The sequence below is a fragment of the Massilia sp. WG5 genome, assembly GCF_001412595.2.
Lineage (GTDB): Bacteria > Pseudomonadota > Gammaproteobacteria > Burkholderiales > Burkholderiaceae_D > Telluria.
In genome coordinates this window covers 2,005,245-2,020,919 of record NZ_CP012640.2, presented here as the reverse complement: position 1 = coordinate 2,020,919, position 15,675 = coordinate 2,005,245, and the positions used below count along the sequence as shown (strand labels likewise).

General features: G+C 66.5%; 14 protein-coding genes. 7 read left to right on the top strand and 7 right to left on the bottom strand.

From position 1 onward, the window contains the following. Positions 1-2 precede the first annotated feature (2 nt). The 3 genes from AM586_RS08995 to AM586_RS08985 all read left to right on the top strand — a co-directional run bounded on the left by AM586_RS08995 (position 3) and on the right by AM586_RS08985 (position 1,754). Complete coding sequence (locus tag AM586_RS08995; protein WP_307163362.1) at positions 3-284, top strand: DUF3579 domain-containing protein; 282 nt, start codon at positions 3-5, stop codon at positions 282-284. A 71-nt stretch (positions 285-355) separates the two neighbouring features. Further along, on the top strand, positions 356-1,111 hold the full coding sequence (locus AM586_RS08990; RefSeq protein ID WP_047823683.1) for a S9 family peptidase: 756 nt from the start codon (positions 356-358) through the stop codon (positions 1,109-1,111). Further along, positions 1,104-1,754, top strand: coding sequence for a CatA-like O-acetyltransferase (locus AM586_RS08985; protein ID WP_047823685.1), 651 nt, complete (start codon positions 1,104-1,106; stop codon positions 1,752-1,754). The genes AM586_RS08990 and AM586_RS08985 overlap by 8 nt, the downstream gene beginning before the upstream one ends. A 1-nt stretch (position 1,755) precedes the next feature. On the opposite strand, the gene AM586_RS08980 is transcribed toward AM586_RS08985, so the two are convergent. Further along, positions 1,756-2,241, bottom strand: a complete 486-nt coding sequence (locus tag AM586_RS08980) for a hypothetical protein (protein ID WP_047823687.1) — start codon at positions 2,239-2,241, stop codon at positions 1,756-1,758. A gap of 37 nt (positions 2,242-2,278) precedes the next feature. Next, positions 2,279-4,204 carry a M61 family metallopeptidase gene (locus AM586_RS08975; RefSeq protein ID WP_047823689.1) on the bottom strand — a complete coding sequence of 642 codons (1,926 nt, stop codon included), beginning with the start codon at positions 4,202-4,204 and terminating at the stop codon, positions 2,279-2,281. Between the two features lie 230 nt (positions 4,205-4,434). Between AM586_RS08975 and AM586_RS08970 the strand changes: the two genes are divergently transcribed. The 4 genes from AM586_RS08970 (at position 4,435) to AM586_RS08955 (ending at position 8,774) form a co-directional block, all read left to right on the top strand. Further along, complete coding sequence (locus tag AM586_RS08970; protein WP_047823691.1) at positions 4,435-4,911, top strand: Hsp20 family protein; 477 nt, start codon at positions 4,435-4,437, stop codon at positions 4,909-4,911. A gap of 216 nt (positions 4,912-5,127) precedes the next feature. After that, positions 5,128-6,660, top strand: a complete 1,533-nt coding sequence (locus tag AM586_RS08965) for a Do family serine endopeptidase (protein ID WP_047823693.1) — start codon at positions 5,128-5,130, stop codon at positions 6,658-6,660. 105 nt (positions 6,661-6,765) lie between these two features. After that, entirely contained in the window at positions 6,766-7,428 is a 663-nt protein-coding gene (locus tag AM586_RS08960; RefSeq protein WP_047823695.1) for a response regulator transcription factor, read from the top strand. Continuing rightward, positions 7,425-8,774 (top strand): ATP-binding protein, encoded by a 1,350-nt coding sequence (locus tag AM586_RS08955; protein ID WP_047823697.1) that lies wholly within the window; start codon positions 7,425-7,427, stop codon positions 8,772-8,774. Before AM586_RS08960 ends, AM586_RS08955 begins: the two co-directional genes overlap by 4 nt. A gap of 4 nt (positions 8,775-8,778) precedes the next feature. Here the strand turns inward: AM586_RS08955 and AM586_RS08950 are convergent, their stop codons facing one another. The 5 genes from AM586_RS08950 to AM586_RS08930 all read right to left on the bottom strand — a co-directional run bounded on the left by AM586_RS08950 (position 8,779) and on the right by AM586_RS08930 (position 15,643). After that, positions 8,779-9,927 (bottom strand): diguanylate cyclase, encoded by a 1,149-nt coding sequence (locus tag AM586_RS08950; RefSeq protein ID WP_156328133.1) that lies wholly within the window; start codon positions 9,925-9,927, stop codon positions 8,779-8,781. Positions 9,928-10,020: 93 nt separating this feature from the next. Continuing rightward, a complete protein-coding gene (locus AM586_RS08945) occupies positions 10,021-11,610 on the bottom strand; it encodes a glycosyltransferase family 39 protein (protein ID WP_047823699.1) in 1,590 nt (529 codons plus the stop codon). Beyond that, positions 11,580-12,014: a GtrA family protein gene (locus tag AM586_RS08940; RefSeq protein ID WP_052233395.1), complete on the bottom strand. Its 435-nt coding sequence runs from the start codon at positions 12,012-12,014 to the stop codon at positions 11,580-11,582. The genes AM586_RS08945 and AM586_RS08940 overlap by 31 nt, the downstream gene beginning before the upstream one ends. Next, complete coding sequence (locus AM586_RS08935) at positions 12,007-12,969, bottom strand: glycosyltransferase family 2 protein (protein ID WP_047823701.1); 963 nt, start codon at positions 12,967-12,969, stop codon at positions 12,007-12,009. The genes AM586_RS08940 and AM586_RS08935 overlap by 8 nt, the downstream gene beginning before the upstream one ends. Positions 12,970-13,249: 280 nt before the next feature. Next, positions 13,250-15,643: a TonB-dependent siderophore receptor gene (locus AM586_RS08930; RefSeq protein ID WP_047823703.1), complete on the bottom strand. Its 2,394-nt coding sequence runs from the start codon at positions 15,641-15,643 to the stop codon at positions 13,250-13,252. Positions 15,644-15,675 lie beyond the last annotated feature (32 nt).

The window sequence follows — 15,675 nt, the reverse complement described above, 5'->3', positions numbered from 1 at the left end:
TATTGAAATCCGACGAGTTCATCATCCTGGGCGTGACCCAGGACGGCAGGCAGTTCCGCCCCAGCGACTGGGCGGAGCGCCTGTGCGGTGTCATGTCCTGCTTCGGGCCGCCTGCCGGCAACGGTCCGAACGCGCACCTGCGCTATTCCCGCTATGTGCAACCAACGATGGTGAATGGCGTCAAGGCCGTGGTGGTCAACCATGCCTTGAAGAGCGTCGAGCCCCTGGCTTATCACTTTGTCGTGAATTTCGCCAGGGACAACAACTTGCAGATCCGTGAGTGATTTCGCAAGCGAGTTGCAAGCTTCATTGATTCCGTGCACAGTGGCGCCTTCTCCAGCAAGTACAGAAACAGATGCTCACCGAACGCATGGATTTCCAGGGCCCGCACGGCAAGATCTCGGCCAAGCTCGACGCGCCGGACGGCCCGCCGCGCGCCTACGGGCTGTTTGCCCACTGTTTTACCTGCAGCAAGGACGTCCTGGCCGCGACCCGCATTTCGCAGGGCCTGGCCGACCTCGGCGTGGCCGTGCTGCGCTTCGACTTCGCCGGTCTCGGCAACAGCCACGGCAAATTCGCCGACACGAATTTTTCGTCCAACGTCGAAGACCTGGTCGCCGCCGCCGACTTCCTGCGCCGGACATTCGCCGCGCCCAGGCTCCTCATCGGCCACAGCCTGGGCGGCACCGCGGTGCTGGCGGCGGCCCACCGCATTCCCGAATCGACGGCCGTGGTGACGATCGCCGCGCCGAGCGATCCGCATTACGTGGTCGACAAGCTGCTGTCCGAGCACGTCGACACCATCGAGCAGCTGGGCGAGGCGCGCGTGCGCCTGGCCGGCCGCGACTTCAATATCCGCCAGCACTTCGTCGAGGATGCGACCCGGCACCAGTTGCACGAGCGGATCGCCGGCCTGGGCCGTGCGCTGATGGTGATGCATGCGCCGCAGGACGGCACCGTCGACGTCGACAACGCCAGCCGCATCTTCGGCATCGCCCAGCATCCGAAGAGCTTCGTCTCGCTGGACGGCATCGACCATCTCGTCACGGGCAAGGAAGACGCGGCCTATGTGGCGAGCGTGATCGCGGCCTGGAGCGCGCGCTATGTTTGAACGGGGGTTTGAACGGCGGCGCGACCGCTTCGAGTTCTTCGACCGCATGGAGAGCCCGGCGGTCAACCTGTGCTTCCGGATGGACCTGCCGGACTTCCGGCCCTGGTGCAAGGCGCAGGCGCTGGCGCCTTTCCACGTGCTGCTGTTCGCGGTGCTGCGCTCGGTCCTGAAGGTCGAGAACTTCCGCTACCGCGTGCATGAGGGCGAGGTGATCCGCATCGAGCGCCTGCACCCGTCCTTCACCGTGGTCAACCAGCACTTCGACCTGAATTTCGCCCAGTTCGACTGGTCGGACGACGTGCGCCGGTTCGTCGCCAACGGCCAGGCGGCGCGCGAGGAGGCGGGGAACATGACGGCGCTGAACCAGAAGTACCGCAGCATGTCGCCGCGCGATGCCAAGGACCAGGTCTTCGTCACCTGCATGCCCTGGCTGGACTTCACCTCGATCCAGCATCCGATGGCCTCGCTGGCCACGCCGGACATCCCTTCGCTGGCATGGGGCAAATTCCGCACCGGTCCGGATGGTGGCCTGCAGCTGCCGTTCTCGGTGCAGGCCCACCACGGCTTCGTCGACGGCTACCACATCCACCTGCTGGCGCAGCAGGTCGCCGCCGAGCTGGCGGAGATCATGGGCGGCGCCTGAGCTACCCCAGGCGGTAGGAAGCGGTCAGCGCGCAGAGCTCCTCGGCCACGTCCTCGGCCTCGGCGATCCGCGCCACGAATCCGGCGAGGGTATAGCGGACCTCGTCCTGGTTCGGGTTGCCCGGCAGGCTGGAGACATGGATGATCTGCTGCTGCAGGTTCTGGAAGCCCCAGCGGCCGTGCGCAAACGCGCTCCTCAGTGTGCGCAGGGTCTTCGCCGCCGCGAACCAGCGCTCCCAGCGCGCCAGCAGCGCGGCGTCGTCCGCATGGCGCTGCTTTACCACGGCTTCGAATTCAAGCAGCTTCCTGTCGAAATCCAGCTTTTCGACCCTGACGGTCTCGCGCTCGAATGCCTCGGCAGGAGCGGCATGCACCAGCGCCTGGCCGAGGACCAGTTCCACCCGGCCGAACACGAACAGCAGGCGTCCCAGGTGCAGGGCCGCTGCCGCTTCGACTTCGGTTTCCGGCAAAATCGGCATCACGTCCATGTCTGTTCCTTTCTGGCGAAGGCTTACTGGCGAAGGCTTACTTCAGCGCGGAATAGATCTCCTCGAGACGGTCCCTGGTGCCCGGGACGCGCTCCAGGCGCGGGTAACGCAGGCCGCCGTGGTAGTCCAGCGAAATCGTACGCAGCACATTGCCCTTCTTGACCAGCAGCTGGATCGGCTCCTTGCCGTCCTTCGCCGCCTTGATTGCCTTCTTCAGCACGTCCGGCTTGTAGACGTGGTTGTTGACGGCGACGATGCTGGTGTTGGCGGCCAGCCCGGCGCGGAAGGCCGGACCGTCCCAGATCACGTTGCGGACGTTGCCGTCGGCGGTCGCCGTGAAGCCCACCGAGTAGCTCAGGTCGGCGCCCTTGATGCGCTCGTCGTAGCTCTTGATGTAGTCGGTCGGGGTGTCGGTGTAGACCAGCTTCCAGCCGGCGCGCGCCAGGCCGTCCAGCGGGGCGCCCGGGCCGTGGCCGTCCAGGCGCGTGCGCAGGAAAGTCGCCCAGTCGTAGGGCTGGACCTTGTTCAGGGCCGCGACCACGTCCTCGAAGGTGTAATAGGCCGGCAGGAAGCTGCCGTCGTCGATGCCGTAGAAGGCGCGCGCGAAGTCGTTCAGCGAGCGCTTCTCGCCCGATTTTTCGCGGATCAGGGTGTCGACGTCGAGCCAGATCAGCTGGCCTTCCGAGTAGTAGTCTTCGCTGCGCTGCCAGTTGGCCCAGCCGAGCGGACGGCGGGCATTCAGGATCGGGTCGTAGACCGTGTCCTGCATCGCGCGCCAGGCGCGGCCGGTGACGCTGTCGTAGCGCGCGGCGGTGGCGGCCAGCGCATCGCGCGCGCCGGCCATCGACACCAGGCCCGAGCGCGCGGCCAGCACATTGCCCCAGAACTGGGTCTGGCCTTCGTAGACGTACAGCAGCTCGTTCTGCAGCGGGGTGTTGAAGTTGGGGACGTTTTGGCCGGCCGGGCGGCGGAACTTGCCGTCCCAGGAGTGGGTGTACTCGTGCGGCAGCAGGTCGCGCCCGGCTTCGCCCTTGGCCCACTCCGTGAAGTAGCCCGGCTTGACGCCGTTCTCGCTCGACTGGTGGTGTTCGCGGCCGATGCCGCCGAATTCGTCCGACAGCGCGAACAGGAAGTCGTAATGCTTGTAGTGGTGCGAGCCGAACAGTTTATACGCCTGCTGGACCAGCTTGCGGTGCGGTTCGATCTGCTCCGGCTTGGCTTCCAGGCTCTCCGGCGTGTCGGCGAAGACGTTCAGGCGCACCGGCACCCTGGCGCCGGGGTCGAGGTCGAACTGCTTGTAGTAGTGGCCGGCGAACAGCGGCGAGTCGATCAGGGTTTCGAGGTCGTGCGGCTTGAAGTGGACTTCATCGCCCTGGCGGCTGTCGGTTTCCAGCGCGCTGGCGTACTGCCAGCCCGCGGGCAGCTTCAGGTTCGGCTGCACCGTGATGCGGCGCGCCACATAGCCGGCCGGGTACAGCGTCACCGAGGGCCACTGCACGCCGAGGATCTCGTCGGTCATGGTGATGCGGCCCTGCGCGCCGTCGAGCGGCGACAGGTACTGGTACTCCGCTTCCAGCACGCTCGCGCCTTCCGGGACGTTCACGTGGAAGGCGAACACCTGCACCGGATCCCGGGTCCATTCGACCGGCTTGCCGTTGGCCGTGAACTTCAGGCCGGCCAGCTGGGTGATCGGGCCGTTCGGGCCGTGGTTGGCCGGCAGCCACTGCGGATACAGCAGGGTCAGCGGGCCCGGCTTGACCGGAATGCTCATGCGCATGCGGAAGATCTGCTGCGCCAGGTTGGTCGCGTCGACGTTCAGGACGATGGTGCCGGGGTAGGGCTGGTCGACCGGCGCCGGGACCTCGGCTTGCGCCGGGAAGGCGAGCGTGAGCGCCAGGGCGAGCGCGGAAGCGGAGCGGGTAGCCAGCGTCTTGAAGCGGCGATGCGAGTGGTGTGCGGTCATGGCTGAAAGCGTTAAATGTAGGACAAAAATGCAACAAGTGGCCGAGTGTAGCACCGCTCGGCAGAGGATGATGCTCTGATGCATCGATGCAAATAAAATTCGAAAAAGTTAATTAAAAACGATATTTCGTATGTCTTGAAAACGGGTGGGGATGGCATTAGATTGGTCTCACCGGATGCTCACGATGAGGTCCGGAAACTTATCGCTTAACCTTAAAAGGATATTTCATCATGCGTACTTTTGACCTGACTCCCCTGTATCGTTCCGCCATCGGCTTCGACCGCCTGGTGAATATGCTCGAGCAGCGCGCCGAAGCCGCGCCGAGCTACCCGCCGTACAACGTCGAACTGGTCAGCGAAGACAAATACCGCATCGTGATGGCGCTTGCCGGCTTCAGCCGCGACGAGATCGAGATCGTCTCCGAACGCGACACCCTGCACGTGACCGGCCGCAAGCAGAAAGACGAGGTCCAGCGTCACTACCTGCACCGCGGTATCGCCCAGCGCGATTTCGAGCAGCGCTTCCAGCTGGCCAACCACGTGAAGGTCGTCAGCGCCGGCTTCGACAACGGCATCCTCACCATCGAACTGGTGCGCGAAGTGCCCGAGGCCCTGAAGCCGCGCAAGATCGCGATCGCGGACGCCAACGGCAACACCGACAACGTGCAAGTGCTGGAGCAGCCGCAACAGCAACAGCACGCCGCGTAAGCGACGCAGGTGGGCAGTCCCTGCCCACCAATGAAAGACGAGGCGCCACGAGCGCCTCTTTTTACGTCCGCGTGGGCACGTGGTGCCCACCCTGCTTAAGCTGGGCGTAAGCGTATCCAAGCTCAAGCTTAAGAGTGATTTAAGGCTGCTGCGAGAAACTGATCGCACCAAAAAAGCAGTCTCCACAAACCACTTTTCCAATCTGGGAGTACGTACATGGCTACCGAAGGTGCAGTTACCGCCATCACCGCAAAACGTCTCACCCTGGCCCTTTGCGCGGCCGGTGTCATTGGCGGAGCGGTGGGCGCGGTTGCAGTCAATCACAACAACGCCGTCGCCGCCGCCGAAGCTGTCGCGCAGGCGCAGGCGCCCGCACAAGCTCCGGTCGCCGCGACCCCGGCCCCGGTGGCCGGCAATCCGGCCGCCGTGGGCTTGCCCGACTTTACCAGGATCGTCTCGCACAACGGCCCGGCTGTGGTGAACGTGCGCGTCGTCGGCACCACCAAGGTGTCGCAGCGCCAGCAGATGCCGCAGGTCGACGAGGACGATCCTTTCTACGAATTCTTCCGCCGCTTCCAGCCGCAGCAGCCACGCGGCGGCAACGGAGGCGGGCGCGAACTCGTTTACGGCGCTGGATCGGGCTTCATCGTGAGCCCGGACGGCGTCATCCTGACCAACGCGCACGTGGTGCGCGATGCCGACGAAGTCACGGTCAAGCTGCAGGACCGCCGCGAATACCGCGCCAAAGTCCTGGGCTCGGACCCGAAAACCGACGTCGCCGTGCTGAAGATCGACGCCAAGAACCTGCCGGTGGTCCCGATCGGTAACACCCGCAACCTGCAGGTCGGCGAATGGGTGCTGGCGATCGGCTCGCCCTACGGCCTGGAAAGCAGCGTGACGGCCGGCGTGGTGAGCGCGAAAGGCCGCTCGCTGCCGGGCGACCAGGTGCCCTTCATCCAGACCGACGTCGCGGTCAACCCGGGTAACTCGGGCGGCCCGCTGTTCAACACGCGCGGCGAGGTGGTCGGCATCAACTCGCAGATCTACAGCCAGACCGGCGGCTACCAGGGCCTGTCGTTCGCGATCCCGATCGACGTCGCGGTACGCATCAAGGACCAGATCGTCACCACCGGCAAGGTGCAGCATGCCAAGCTGGGCGTCATGATCCAGGATGTGGGCCAGGGCTTCGCCGATTCGTTCAAGCTGGAGACGCCGGAAGGCGCGCTGGTCTCGAACGTCGAGCGCGGCGGCGCGGCCGACAAGGCCGGCCTCAAGCCGGGCGACGTGATCCGCAAGATCAATGGCCAGCCGATCGTCGCCGGCGGCGACCTGACCGGCATCGTGTCGGTTGCCAAGCCGGGCGACAGGATCGCGCTCGACGTCTGGCGCGACGGTAAGATCGTCCAGCTGAACGCGACCCTGGCGAATGCCAACGACAAGCCGGATCCGGCTGGCCGCGACAGCCTGGCCAGCGTCGACAAGGGCGCCAAGCTCGGCCTGGCCCTGCGTCCGCTGGATCCGCTCGAGCGCCGCCAGTCCGGCATCGCCAGCGGCCTGCTGATCGAGGATGCGGGCGGCCCGGCGCAGGTGGCCGGCATCCAGCCGGGTGACGTGCTGCTGTCGGTGAACGGCAAGGCGGTCAACAGCGTCGAGCAGGTGCGCGACGCGGTCGGCAAGTCCAGCAAGTCGGTCGCCTTGCTGATCCAGCGCGGAGATGACAAAATCTTCTTCCCCGTCCGGATCGGCTAAGGATTGCTTAAGGGTCTGTTTAAGGGGGGATTAAGGTCCCTCCAGTAAACTAAAAGCTCGCAAGTTTCTTCTATCCGCATGGGTTTCATAGAATCGGGGGATTTGATGCGGCTGTTGCTGGTGGAAGACGATACGATGATCGGCGAAGTGGTGCTCGACCTGCTCAGGGCCGAGCACTACGCCGTTGACTGGGTCAAGGACGGCGAGATGGCCGACACGGCCCTGATGCAGAACCAGAACTACGACCTGGTGCTGCTCGACCTGGGCCTGCCGCGCAAGGATGGGCTCGAGGTGCTCCGCACGATGCGGGCCCGCAAGGACCGCACGCCCGTCCTAGTTGCCACCGCGCGCGATTCCGTCGCCCAGCGCATCGCCGGCCTCGATGCCGGCGCCGACGACTACGTCCTCAAGCCCTACGACCTCGACGAACTGCTGGCGCGCATCCGTGCGCTGATGCGGCGCGCCGCCGGGCGCGCCGAACCCGTCTTCGAATACAAGAACATTTCCGTCAACCCCGCCACCCGCGAGACCCTGGTCGATGGCCAGCCGGTCGTGCTGTCCGCGCGCGAGTGGGCCGTGCTGGAAGCGCTGGTCGCCCGTCCGGGCGCGGTGCTGTCGCGGGCGCAGCTGGAAGAAAAACTGTACAGCTGGCGCGACGAAGTCAGCAGCAATGCGGTGGAAGTCTACATCCACGGGCTGCGCAAGAAACTCGGCAGTGACCTGATCCAGAACGTGCGCGGCGTGGGTTACATGGTGCCGAAGGCATGAGTCCCGGTAAAACCAAGGTCAAGCTCACCCATTCCCTGCGCGGCCGCCTGCTGTGGTACCTGCTGGCCGCGATCACCATCGCCGCCGTCGCCCAGGCCTCGATCGCCTACCGCTCCGCGCTGGCCGACGCCGACCAGATCTTCGACTACCACATGCAGCAGATGGCGCTGTCGCTGCGCTCGCGCGTCCCGCTGGCCAACAGCGAGGAAGCCGGCAATGTCGACACGCCCCTGACCGGCAACGACGACCTGGTGGTGCAGGTCTGGTCGCCGGACGGCGTGCAGGTGTTCCGCAGCGTCTCGCACGCGCGCCTGCCGCAGCGCGCGGTGCTCGGCTTTTCCAACGTGCGCGCGAACGGCACGACCTACCGCATCTTCTCGATCCAGACGAATAACCAGACCGTGCAGGTGGCCCAGGACCTGGCGGTGCGCAGGAGCATGGCCAGCAGCCTGGCCTTGCGCACCCTGGGGCCGATCGCGGTGATGATGCCGATCCTGATGCTGGTCGTGTGGTGGGTGGTCAGCGGCTCGCTGGAGCCGGTCGCGCGCGTGCGCAAGCAGCTCGCCTCGCGCCAGGCCGACGACCTGTCGCCGGTGTCGGACGCCGGCCTGCCGGACGAGGTGCGGCCGCTGGTGCAGGAACTGAACCTGCTGTTCGGACGCGTGCGCCAGGCCTTCGACACCCAGCAGACTTTCGTGGCCGACGCCGCCCACGAGCTGCGCACGCCGCTGGCCGCGCTCAAGCTGCAGGTGCAGAGCCTGGAACGTTCCGACAGCCGCGCCGACAGCCTCGAAGCGCGCAAGCTGGCGGTGTCGCGCCTGTCGGCCGGCATCGAGCGCGCGACCCGCCTGGTCGAGCAGCTGCTGGTGCTGGCGCGCCAGGAAGCCAGCGCCGCGCCGCACCAGCCGGTGGTGCTGGCCGACCTCGCCAAGCGCGCGGTGGCCGACCTGATCGGCGTGGCGCAGAACAAGCACATCGACCTCGGCCTGCAGCGCGCCGACGGCGGCGAGGTCGAAGGCCAGCCGGAAGCGCTGATGATCCTGCTGCGCAACCTGGTCGACAATGCGATCAAGTACACCCCGGCCGGCGGCACGGTCGACGTGTCGGTGGCGGCGGAGCAGGGCGCCATGAGCGTCACCATCGAGGACAGCGGCCCCGGCATCCCGGCCGAGGAGCGCGAGCGCGTGTTCGACCGCTTCTACCGCGTGCCCGGCAGCGAGGCCGCCGGCTCGGGCCTGGGCCTGGCCATCATCAAGGCGATCGCCGAGCGGCATGGAGCGACGCTGGTGCTGGGAGAATCCGAGCGCCTGAAGGGGCTGGCGGCGACGGTGCGCTTTCCGGTCTGAGCGCTCAGCCTTGCATGCTGCCGACAGGCGCCGGCATCCGCACGCACGAACGCACCTGGTTGCGTCCGGCATTCTTGGCAAGGTAGACCGCTGCATCCGCGGCCGCAAGCAGTTCACCGATACCCTGCTCTTGTTCGATGGTCGCCACGCCGATGGAGGTGCTTGCCTGCACCCTCGGCGTTTCCAGGAGCGGCGACTGGGCAACGCCCCTGCGGATACGCTCCGCGACGTCCACGGCCGTGGACAGGGTCGTGTCCGGCAGGACGACGACGAACTCCTCGCCGCCAAAGCGCGCGCAAAAATCGCCTGAACGCAGGAACTCGCGCAGCCTTTGCGCGAACGAGCGCAGCACATCGTCGCCCACCATGTGGCCGAATTCATCGTTGATGCTCTTGAAGAAGTCGATGTCCAGCATCAGGATGGAAAAAGGCTTGTCGCCGTAACGGTGCAGCGCAAGCTGCTGCTTGAGGATTTCGTCGAGCGCCCGGCGGTTCCCATGCCCCGTCAGCGCGTCGGTAGCCGCATCGAGTTCCACCTTCTGCAGCGCGGTGCGCAATTGCGCTGCCAATAAACCGTTGGCATGCTGCAGGCGAATGCCTTCGAACAAACGTTTTGAGATGGCGCGCGTGTAATACGCGGTGAGGGCGATGAACACGCTCAGGCCAAGCGCGAAATCGATTGCGGTCCGACCCCGATCGGCATGCAGCAAGCCCAGCACCGAGACCGTCCAGATGGCCCCGATCTGCCAATAGTAGGCCGATACGTAGGTGCCATAGACCTGGGCATTGATCGAGGTGACGCCACAGAGCAGGGCCATCAGTACAGCATCCAGCACCGGGTCGTACCCCATCAGAAACCAGGTCAGCAGACCCCACGCAAGTCCATCCAGCCCGGCAATCCAGTACAGGTGATGCCGATGCACCGCCAACTTCGCGCCGCTGCGGATCACCCGCTGCAAGTCCCACAGGCTGCCAGCCCAGATGGCGGCGGCGCAGCCTAGCCAGGCCAGGATCGAGTGCAAGGGGGCATGATCCCAGCAGAACCATACGGCAAGCAACCACCCGATCGGGGTCGTGGTGAGCGCGCGGCGAAGCGCAATCGCACATTCCGAAAATCCCGTGGCGCGTGCAATGGCCACATCGGATTCGCTCACGGTTTTTGTAGTGCTCACGACATACCTGCGCGTTGGCTGGGTTCAGAGAAAGTGCAAATATGTTAGCATTTATAAAGCGTGCTTTTAAGAAAATTAATTTATAAGAGGCAATTTTTTCGCTTCGTACAAGCTGATGTTGCCGCCGATCCCATCGGCCTTGCGCACCAGCCGGCAGCAAGCCGCCAGTTCCTTCACCACGATCCCGGTCGGATCGTACAGATCCGCGCGCCGCTCGATCAGCCATACCCGCTGCCGGCCCCATAGCAGGGAACGCAGGCGCGCGGCGTCTGCCGGCACGATATTCGGCGCGCCGGCGTTGCCGGTGTAAGGACGCGCCAGGCCCAGCGCCGGGAAGGGCGCCGGCAGGTAAGTCACGGCCGGGCCGCGCTTCATGTAGTAGGTGGCCGGCATCTGCACCTCGTTCGGGAAGGCCAGCACCAGGTCGCCGGGCCGGGCATCGTGCTGTAACTGCGCCAGCATCTCGCGCCAGTTCTCGGTGTGGGAGCGGTAGAAGGATTGCACTTCCCACGCCGACAGGGCCAGCACCACGACCAGGGCCGGCAGCCGCCAGGACCGGCGCAGCGCGGCGATGCCCAGCGCCGCCAGCCCCATGGTCAGCGGCGCCAGCCATTCGAACAGGCGCGACAGGAAGACCGGCTTGACCAGCAGGCTGTAGGCGCCCATCGCCAGGACCGGCAGCGCCATCGTGCAGCCCAGCAGCCAGAAGTGGGGCCGCGAGCGTTTCCACAGCCAGGCGAAGGCCAGCAGCACCAGCGCCAGCACCGGGTAGTGCAGCAGCTGGCCGCCCGCCATCACGGTCCAGGCGCCGGTGATCTTGCCGGGGCTGAAGCGGATCCAGTACGAGAGCTTGGCCATCGCCGCGCTCTGGCGCAGCAGCATCGGCAGGAAGGGCGACCACAGCAGCAGGGCGCCGAGGCCGGCCAGGCCGACCGCGATGGCTTGGCGCTTGCGCGGACCGGGCGCGGCAAGCAGCAGGCCGGCCGTCATGCCGGTCCAGATGCCGAAGGCGGCGAACACGCCGGTGTTGTGCAGCCACAGGGCCAGGCTGGCGCTGACGGCCAGGCCGGCCACCCAGGTCCACAGGCGCGAGCGGCGCTCCGGCGCCGCCGGCCGCGCCAGTTCCAGCACCAGCATGCAGGAGAAGAACACGGCCAGCATCCCGGCCAGGGCGTGGATGGCGTAAGGGCGGGCCTGCTGGGCGTACAGGATGCTGTTCGCGTTCACCGCCAGCAGCAGCGCGGCCAGCAGGCCGATGCGCTCGGCGCGCGCCCCCAGCCGCGCCCAGCGCGCGCACACGGGCATCAGGACCACGGTCAGCACGCTGGCCAGCATGCACAGGCTGCGCAGCGCGGCCTCGCTTCGGCCGAACAGCGCGCTCCAGCCCTTCAGCAGCGTGTAGTAGAAGGGCGGATGGGTCTCGTACAGCGGCACCTCGGTCCACAGCGCGTGCAGCGGCCTGGCCGCGAACCAGGCGCTGTAGGTCTCGTCCAGCCACAGCGAGCGGCTGGCCAGGGTCGGCAGGCGCAGCAGCAGGGCGAGCAGGCCGATCGCGCCGCACAGCAGGATGAAGCGGGAGCGGGCCAGCGGCGGGCGGGCCGGCGGCGCATGAGGTGGCGCACCGGCGGCCGGGCTCAGCGCGTCTTCGCTGCGCGGAAGGTCCATGCCGAATTGATGAGGAAAGTCGCGCACAGCAGCAGCGCGGTGATCAGCAGCTGGGCCAGGCGGTAGTCGATGGCGAAGGCCGCCAGCAGGGCCGACATCAGCGCCCCGTTGGCGGCGGCCGCCAGCGCCGCCGTGGCGAAGAAGCGCGCCGCCGTGCCGAGCGCCAGCCGGCCGCGGAAGGTGATCAGGGTGTTCAGCACGAAGTTGATGATGGCGCCGACGACGGCGCCGAGGACCGAGGCCGGCACCGGCGCCAGCATCCCCGCCGAGACGGCCGTGATCAGGAAGGCATAGTGCCCGGCGGTGCCGGCCGCGCCGACCATCGCGTAGACCAGGAAGCGGCCCAGCATGACGCGGGTCGCGCGGCTGGACGCGGCCCGGCTCGAGATGGTCCCGTCATGCATGCGGCGAGGTCCCTTCGAAGCGCTGGCGCACCAGGTAGATCGGACGGCCCTTGGATTCGAGATAGATCCGGCCGATGTATTCGCCCAGCACGCCGATGCCGATCAGCTGGATGCCGCCCAGCAGCAGGATCGCGGTGGCCAGCGAGGCATAGCCCGGCACGTCGACGCCGTAGATCAGGGTGCGGGCGGCCAGGTAGATCGCGCGGCTCATCGCCATCAGCGCCACCGACAGCCCGAGATAGGTCCAGACCCGCAGCGGCACGGTGCTGAAGCTGGTGATGCCCTCGAGTGCGAAGTTCCACAGCTTCCAGCCGGAAAACTTGCTCTTGCCCGCCACGCGCGCCTCGCGCACGTACTCGACCACGGCGGTGCGGTAGCCGACCCAGGCGAACAGGCCCTTCATGAAGCGGCAGGATTCCGGCAGCGCTTTCAGGGCGTCGCAGACGGTGCGGGTGAACAGGCGGAAATCGCCGACGTTTTCCGGGATCTTGACGTCCGAAACGTCGTTGTGGAAATGGTAGAACGAGACCGCGGTCCATTTCTTGAGCAGGGAATCGGATTCGCGGTCGACGCGCTTGGCCAGCACGACGTCGTAGCCTTCGCGCCATTTATCGACCAGCTTGCCGATCACCTGCGGCGGATCCTGCAGGTCGGCATCGAAGGGGACGATGAGGTCGCCGCGCGCCTCGTTGATGGCGGCCGTGAGGGCGGCCTCCTTGCCGAAATTGCGGGTCAGGTCGATCACGCGCACCCGCCCGTCCCGGCGCGAGGCAAGGATCAGCTGATCGAGCGTGCGATCGCGGCTGCCGTCGTTGACGCAGACGATCTCGAAGCGGATGCCGGGGATGGCTTCGAGCTCGGCAATGACCCGCTCGAAAAACTGCCCGATCACTTCTTCTTCGTTATAGAACGGTACGACCAGCGACAATAACGGTAAAGGGTCCATGCTGTGCATTGCCGTTATGAATGACTACACATCATCGGGGCAATTGAGCCGCGTCATCGGTCATCAAATTAACACAACTCGTGTAAGGACCAGTTCCGATAGAACCGCTACAAACGTCGCCCCCGCCAAAAACGTCGCCCCCGCCAAAAACGTCGCCCCCGCGGAGGCGGGGGCCCAAGTTCTGCTTGCGCTATCGAAACGCGAACAAGCTTGGACCCCCGCCTGCGCGGGGGCGACGGGTAAGGTCTGGGGGCGACCGGCAAGGTGCTGCCCCCAGAGCCGGGGCGCTTTAGAACTTGTGCGCCAGGCGCGCAAAATACGCCGCGCCGTTCAGGCCGAATTGCACGCTCTCGTACTTGAAGCCGTTGTCGGTCTCGTCCGGATTCTGTACGGTCGGGTGCACGTTGAAGATGTTGGTGCCGCCCACGGTCAGCTTGGTCTTGTCGGTGAAGGCCCAGGTGAAGGACAGGTCGGCCGAGGTCTTCGACTTGTAGTACTGGTTCGGCACCGGCGGACCCGAGAAGGTGCCCAGGGTCTGCGGACCGTAGTGCACGATGCGGAAGTCGGTTTCGAGCTGGCCCTTGAGGTAGTCGAAGTCCAGCGTCGCCTTGCGGCGCGGGCCGCCCTGCTCGATGAACAGGCGCTCGCGCTCGGACAGCAGCACGTCCTCGAAGCCGGCCAGCGCGGCCGGGGCGTGCACGCCGGTCACTTCGGTGCGGCTGAAGTTCATCGCCAGGTAGGTGACCAGCTTGCCGCCGCCGACGTCCATGCGGTGCGAGGCGGTCAGGTCCAGGCCCTGGGTGCGGGTGTCGATCGAGTTCACGAAGAACTGCGCCTGGCCCACGCCCAGCGACGCCAGGGTCGCGCCCAGCGCCGGGTAGTTCTCGGCGTCGAAGCGGCCCGACAGCACGATGCGGCCGTCGATGTCGATGTGGTACAGGTCGGCGGTCACCGAGACCGACTTGGTCGGGGTCCAGGTCATGCCCAGGGTGTAGCTCTTCGACTTCTCTTCATGCAGCTGCGGGATGCCGGCCGCGTTGGCGACCTTGCCGCCGTTCGGCGCCAGCACCACGTCCATCGGCACGCCGCTGATGAAGTCGGTGAAGGTCGAGGAGAAGTAGACCTGCTGCAGCGACGGCGCGCGGAAGCCGGTGCTGGCGGAGGCGCGCAGCAGCACGTCCTCGGTGGCGCGGAACGAACCGGCCAGCTTGCCGGTCGTGGTCGAGCCGAAGTCCGAGTAGCGCTCGTGGCGCAGGGCGGCCTGCAGCTTGGTGCGGGCGCTCAGGTCGGCTTCGAAGTCGAGGTAGGCGGCGCTGCTGTGGCGGTCGCGGCTGGTGGCGTCGCCCGGCTGGAAGCCCGGGAAGCCCTGGCTGCCGGCATTGCCGCCCACGCCCAGGCCGTCGACGTCGTTGTAGGAACCCGGTTCGCCGGCGAAGATCTGGTAGTTCTCGGCGCGGTACTCGAAGCCGAAGGCGGCGTTCAGGCCGCCGAGGATGTCGGCGTAGTAGCGGCTGAAGTCGGCGTTGGTGGTCAGCTGGCGGAAGGAGAAGCCGCCGGCGTTGAACTGCGAGGGGCTGATGCCCTTGCCGCCATTGAGCAGGTCCTGGTTGGCGATCGAGGCGTTCAGCGTGTGCGCGATGGTGTAGCGCATGCGGTTGTAGCCGTAGGTCTGCGAGAAGTCGCCGGCCCATTCGCCGATGCGGGTGCGGTAACCGAGGATGGCGTAGCGGTCGTCGATGTCGCCGTTGATGTAGGGGACGAAGCCGTCCGGATACATCGCCGCCGAGTTGCGCGAGGGGATGTCGTCCGAGCCGATGCCGCCGCGCGCCCACGCTGCCGAGGAGGCGTCGCGGGTCTGGGCGCCGGCGGTCAGGTAGAGCTTGCCAGGGCCCATCGGGAATTCGCCGTTCAGGTAGACGGTCTTGTTCTGGCTCTTGGTGTCGCCGATGGTGCGCGGGTTGTCGGGGTCCGCGCGGTTGGAGCGGCCGCGGTCGTAGTATTCGCCGGTGATGCCCAGCACGCCGTCCGCCACCGCGATGCCGCAGTAGGCCGAGGCCAGCCAGTTCTTGCCGTCGTGCCTGGAGTATTCGCCGAAGCCGACGATCGATTCGCAGCCCAGGCTCTTCTTCAGCTCGACGTTGATCACGCCGGCGATCGCATCGGACCCGTATTGCGCGGCGGCGCCGTCGCGCAGCACCTGCACGTCCTTGATGGCCATCAGCGGCAGCGCGTTCATGTCGGTGCCGGTATTGCCGCGGTTACGCGCGCCGAACAGGTTCACCAGGGCGGTGGTGTGGCGGCGCTTGCCGTTCACCAGCACCAGGGTCTGGTCCGAGCCGAGGCCGCGCAGGGCGGCGGAGTCGACCAGGTCGGCGCCGTCCGCGCCGGTCTGGCGGGTCGAGTTGAACGAAGGCGAAATATTCGCCAGGGTCTGGGCCAGGTCGAACTGGCCGCCTTGCTCGGCCGACTTGGTCAGCGGGATGTAGTCGACCGGGACCGGGGTGTCGGTGGCCGAGGTATTGCCGACGCGGCGCGAGCCGACGATGTTCACGCTCTGGATGCTCGTGTCGGACGAGGCGGCCGGTGCGCTCGTCTGGGCCGAGGCGCCGGAGGGCAGGGCGGCAAGGGCTGCGCCGCCGTACAGGGCGAGCAGCAGCGAGTGGCGAAGCGGGGTGAGTTTCAAAGCGGTTTGCTCCTAGGGAAAATTGAATCCTA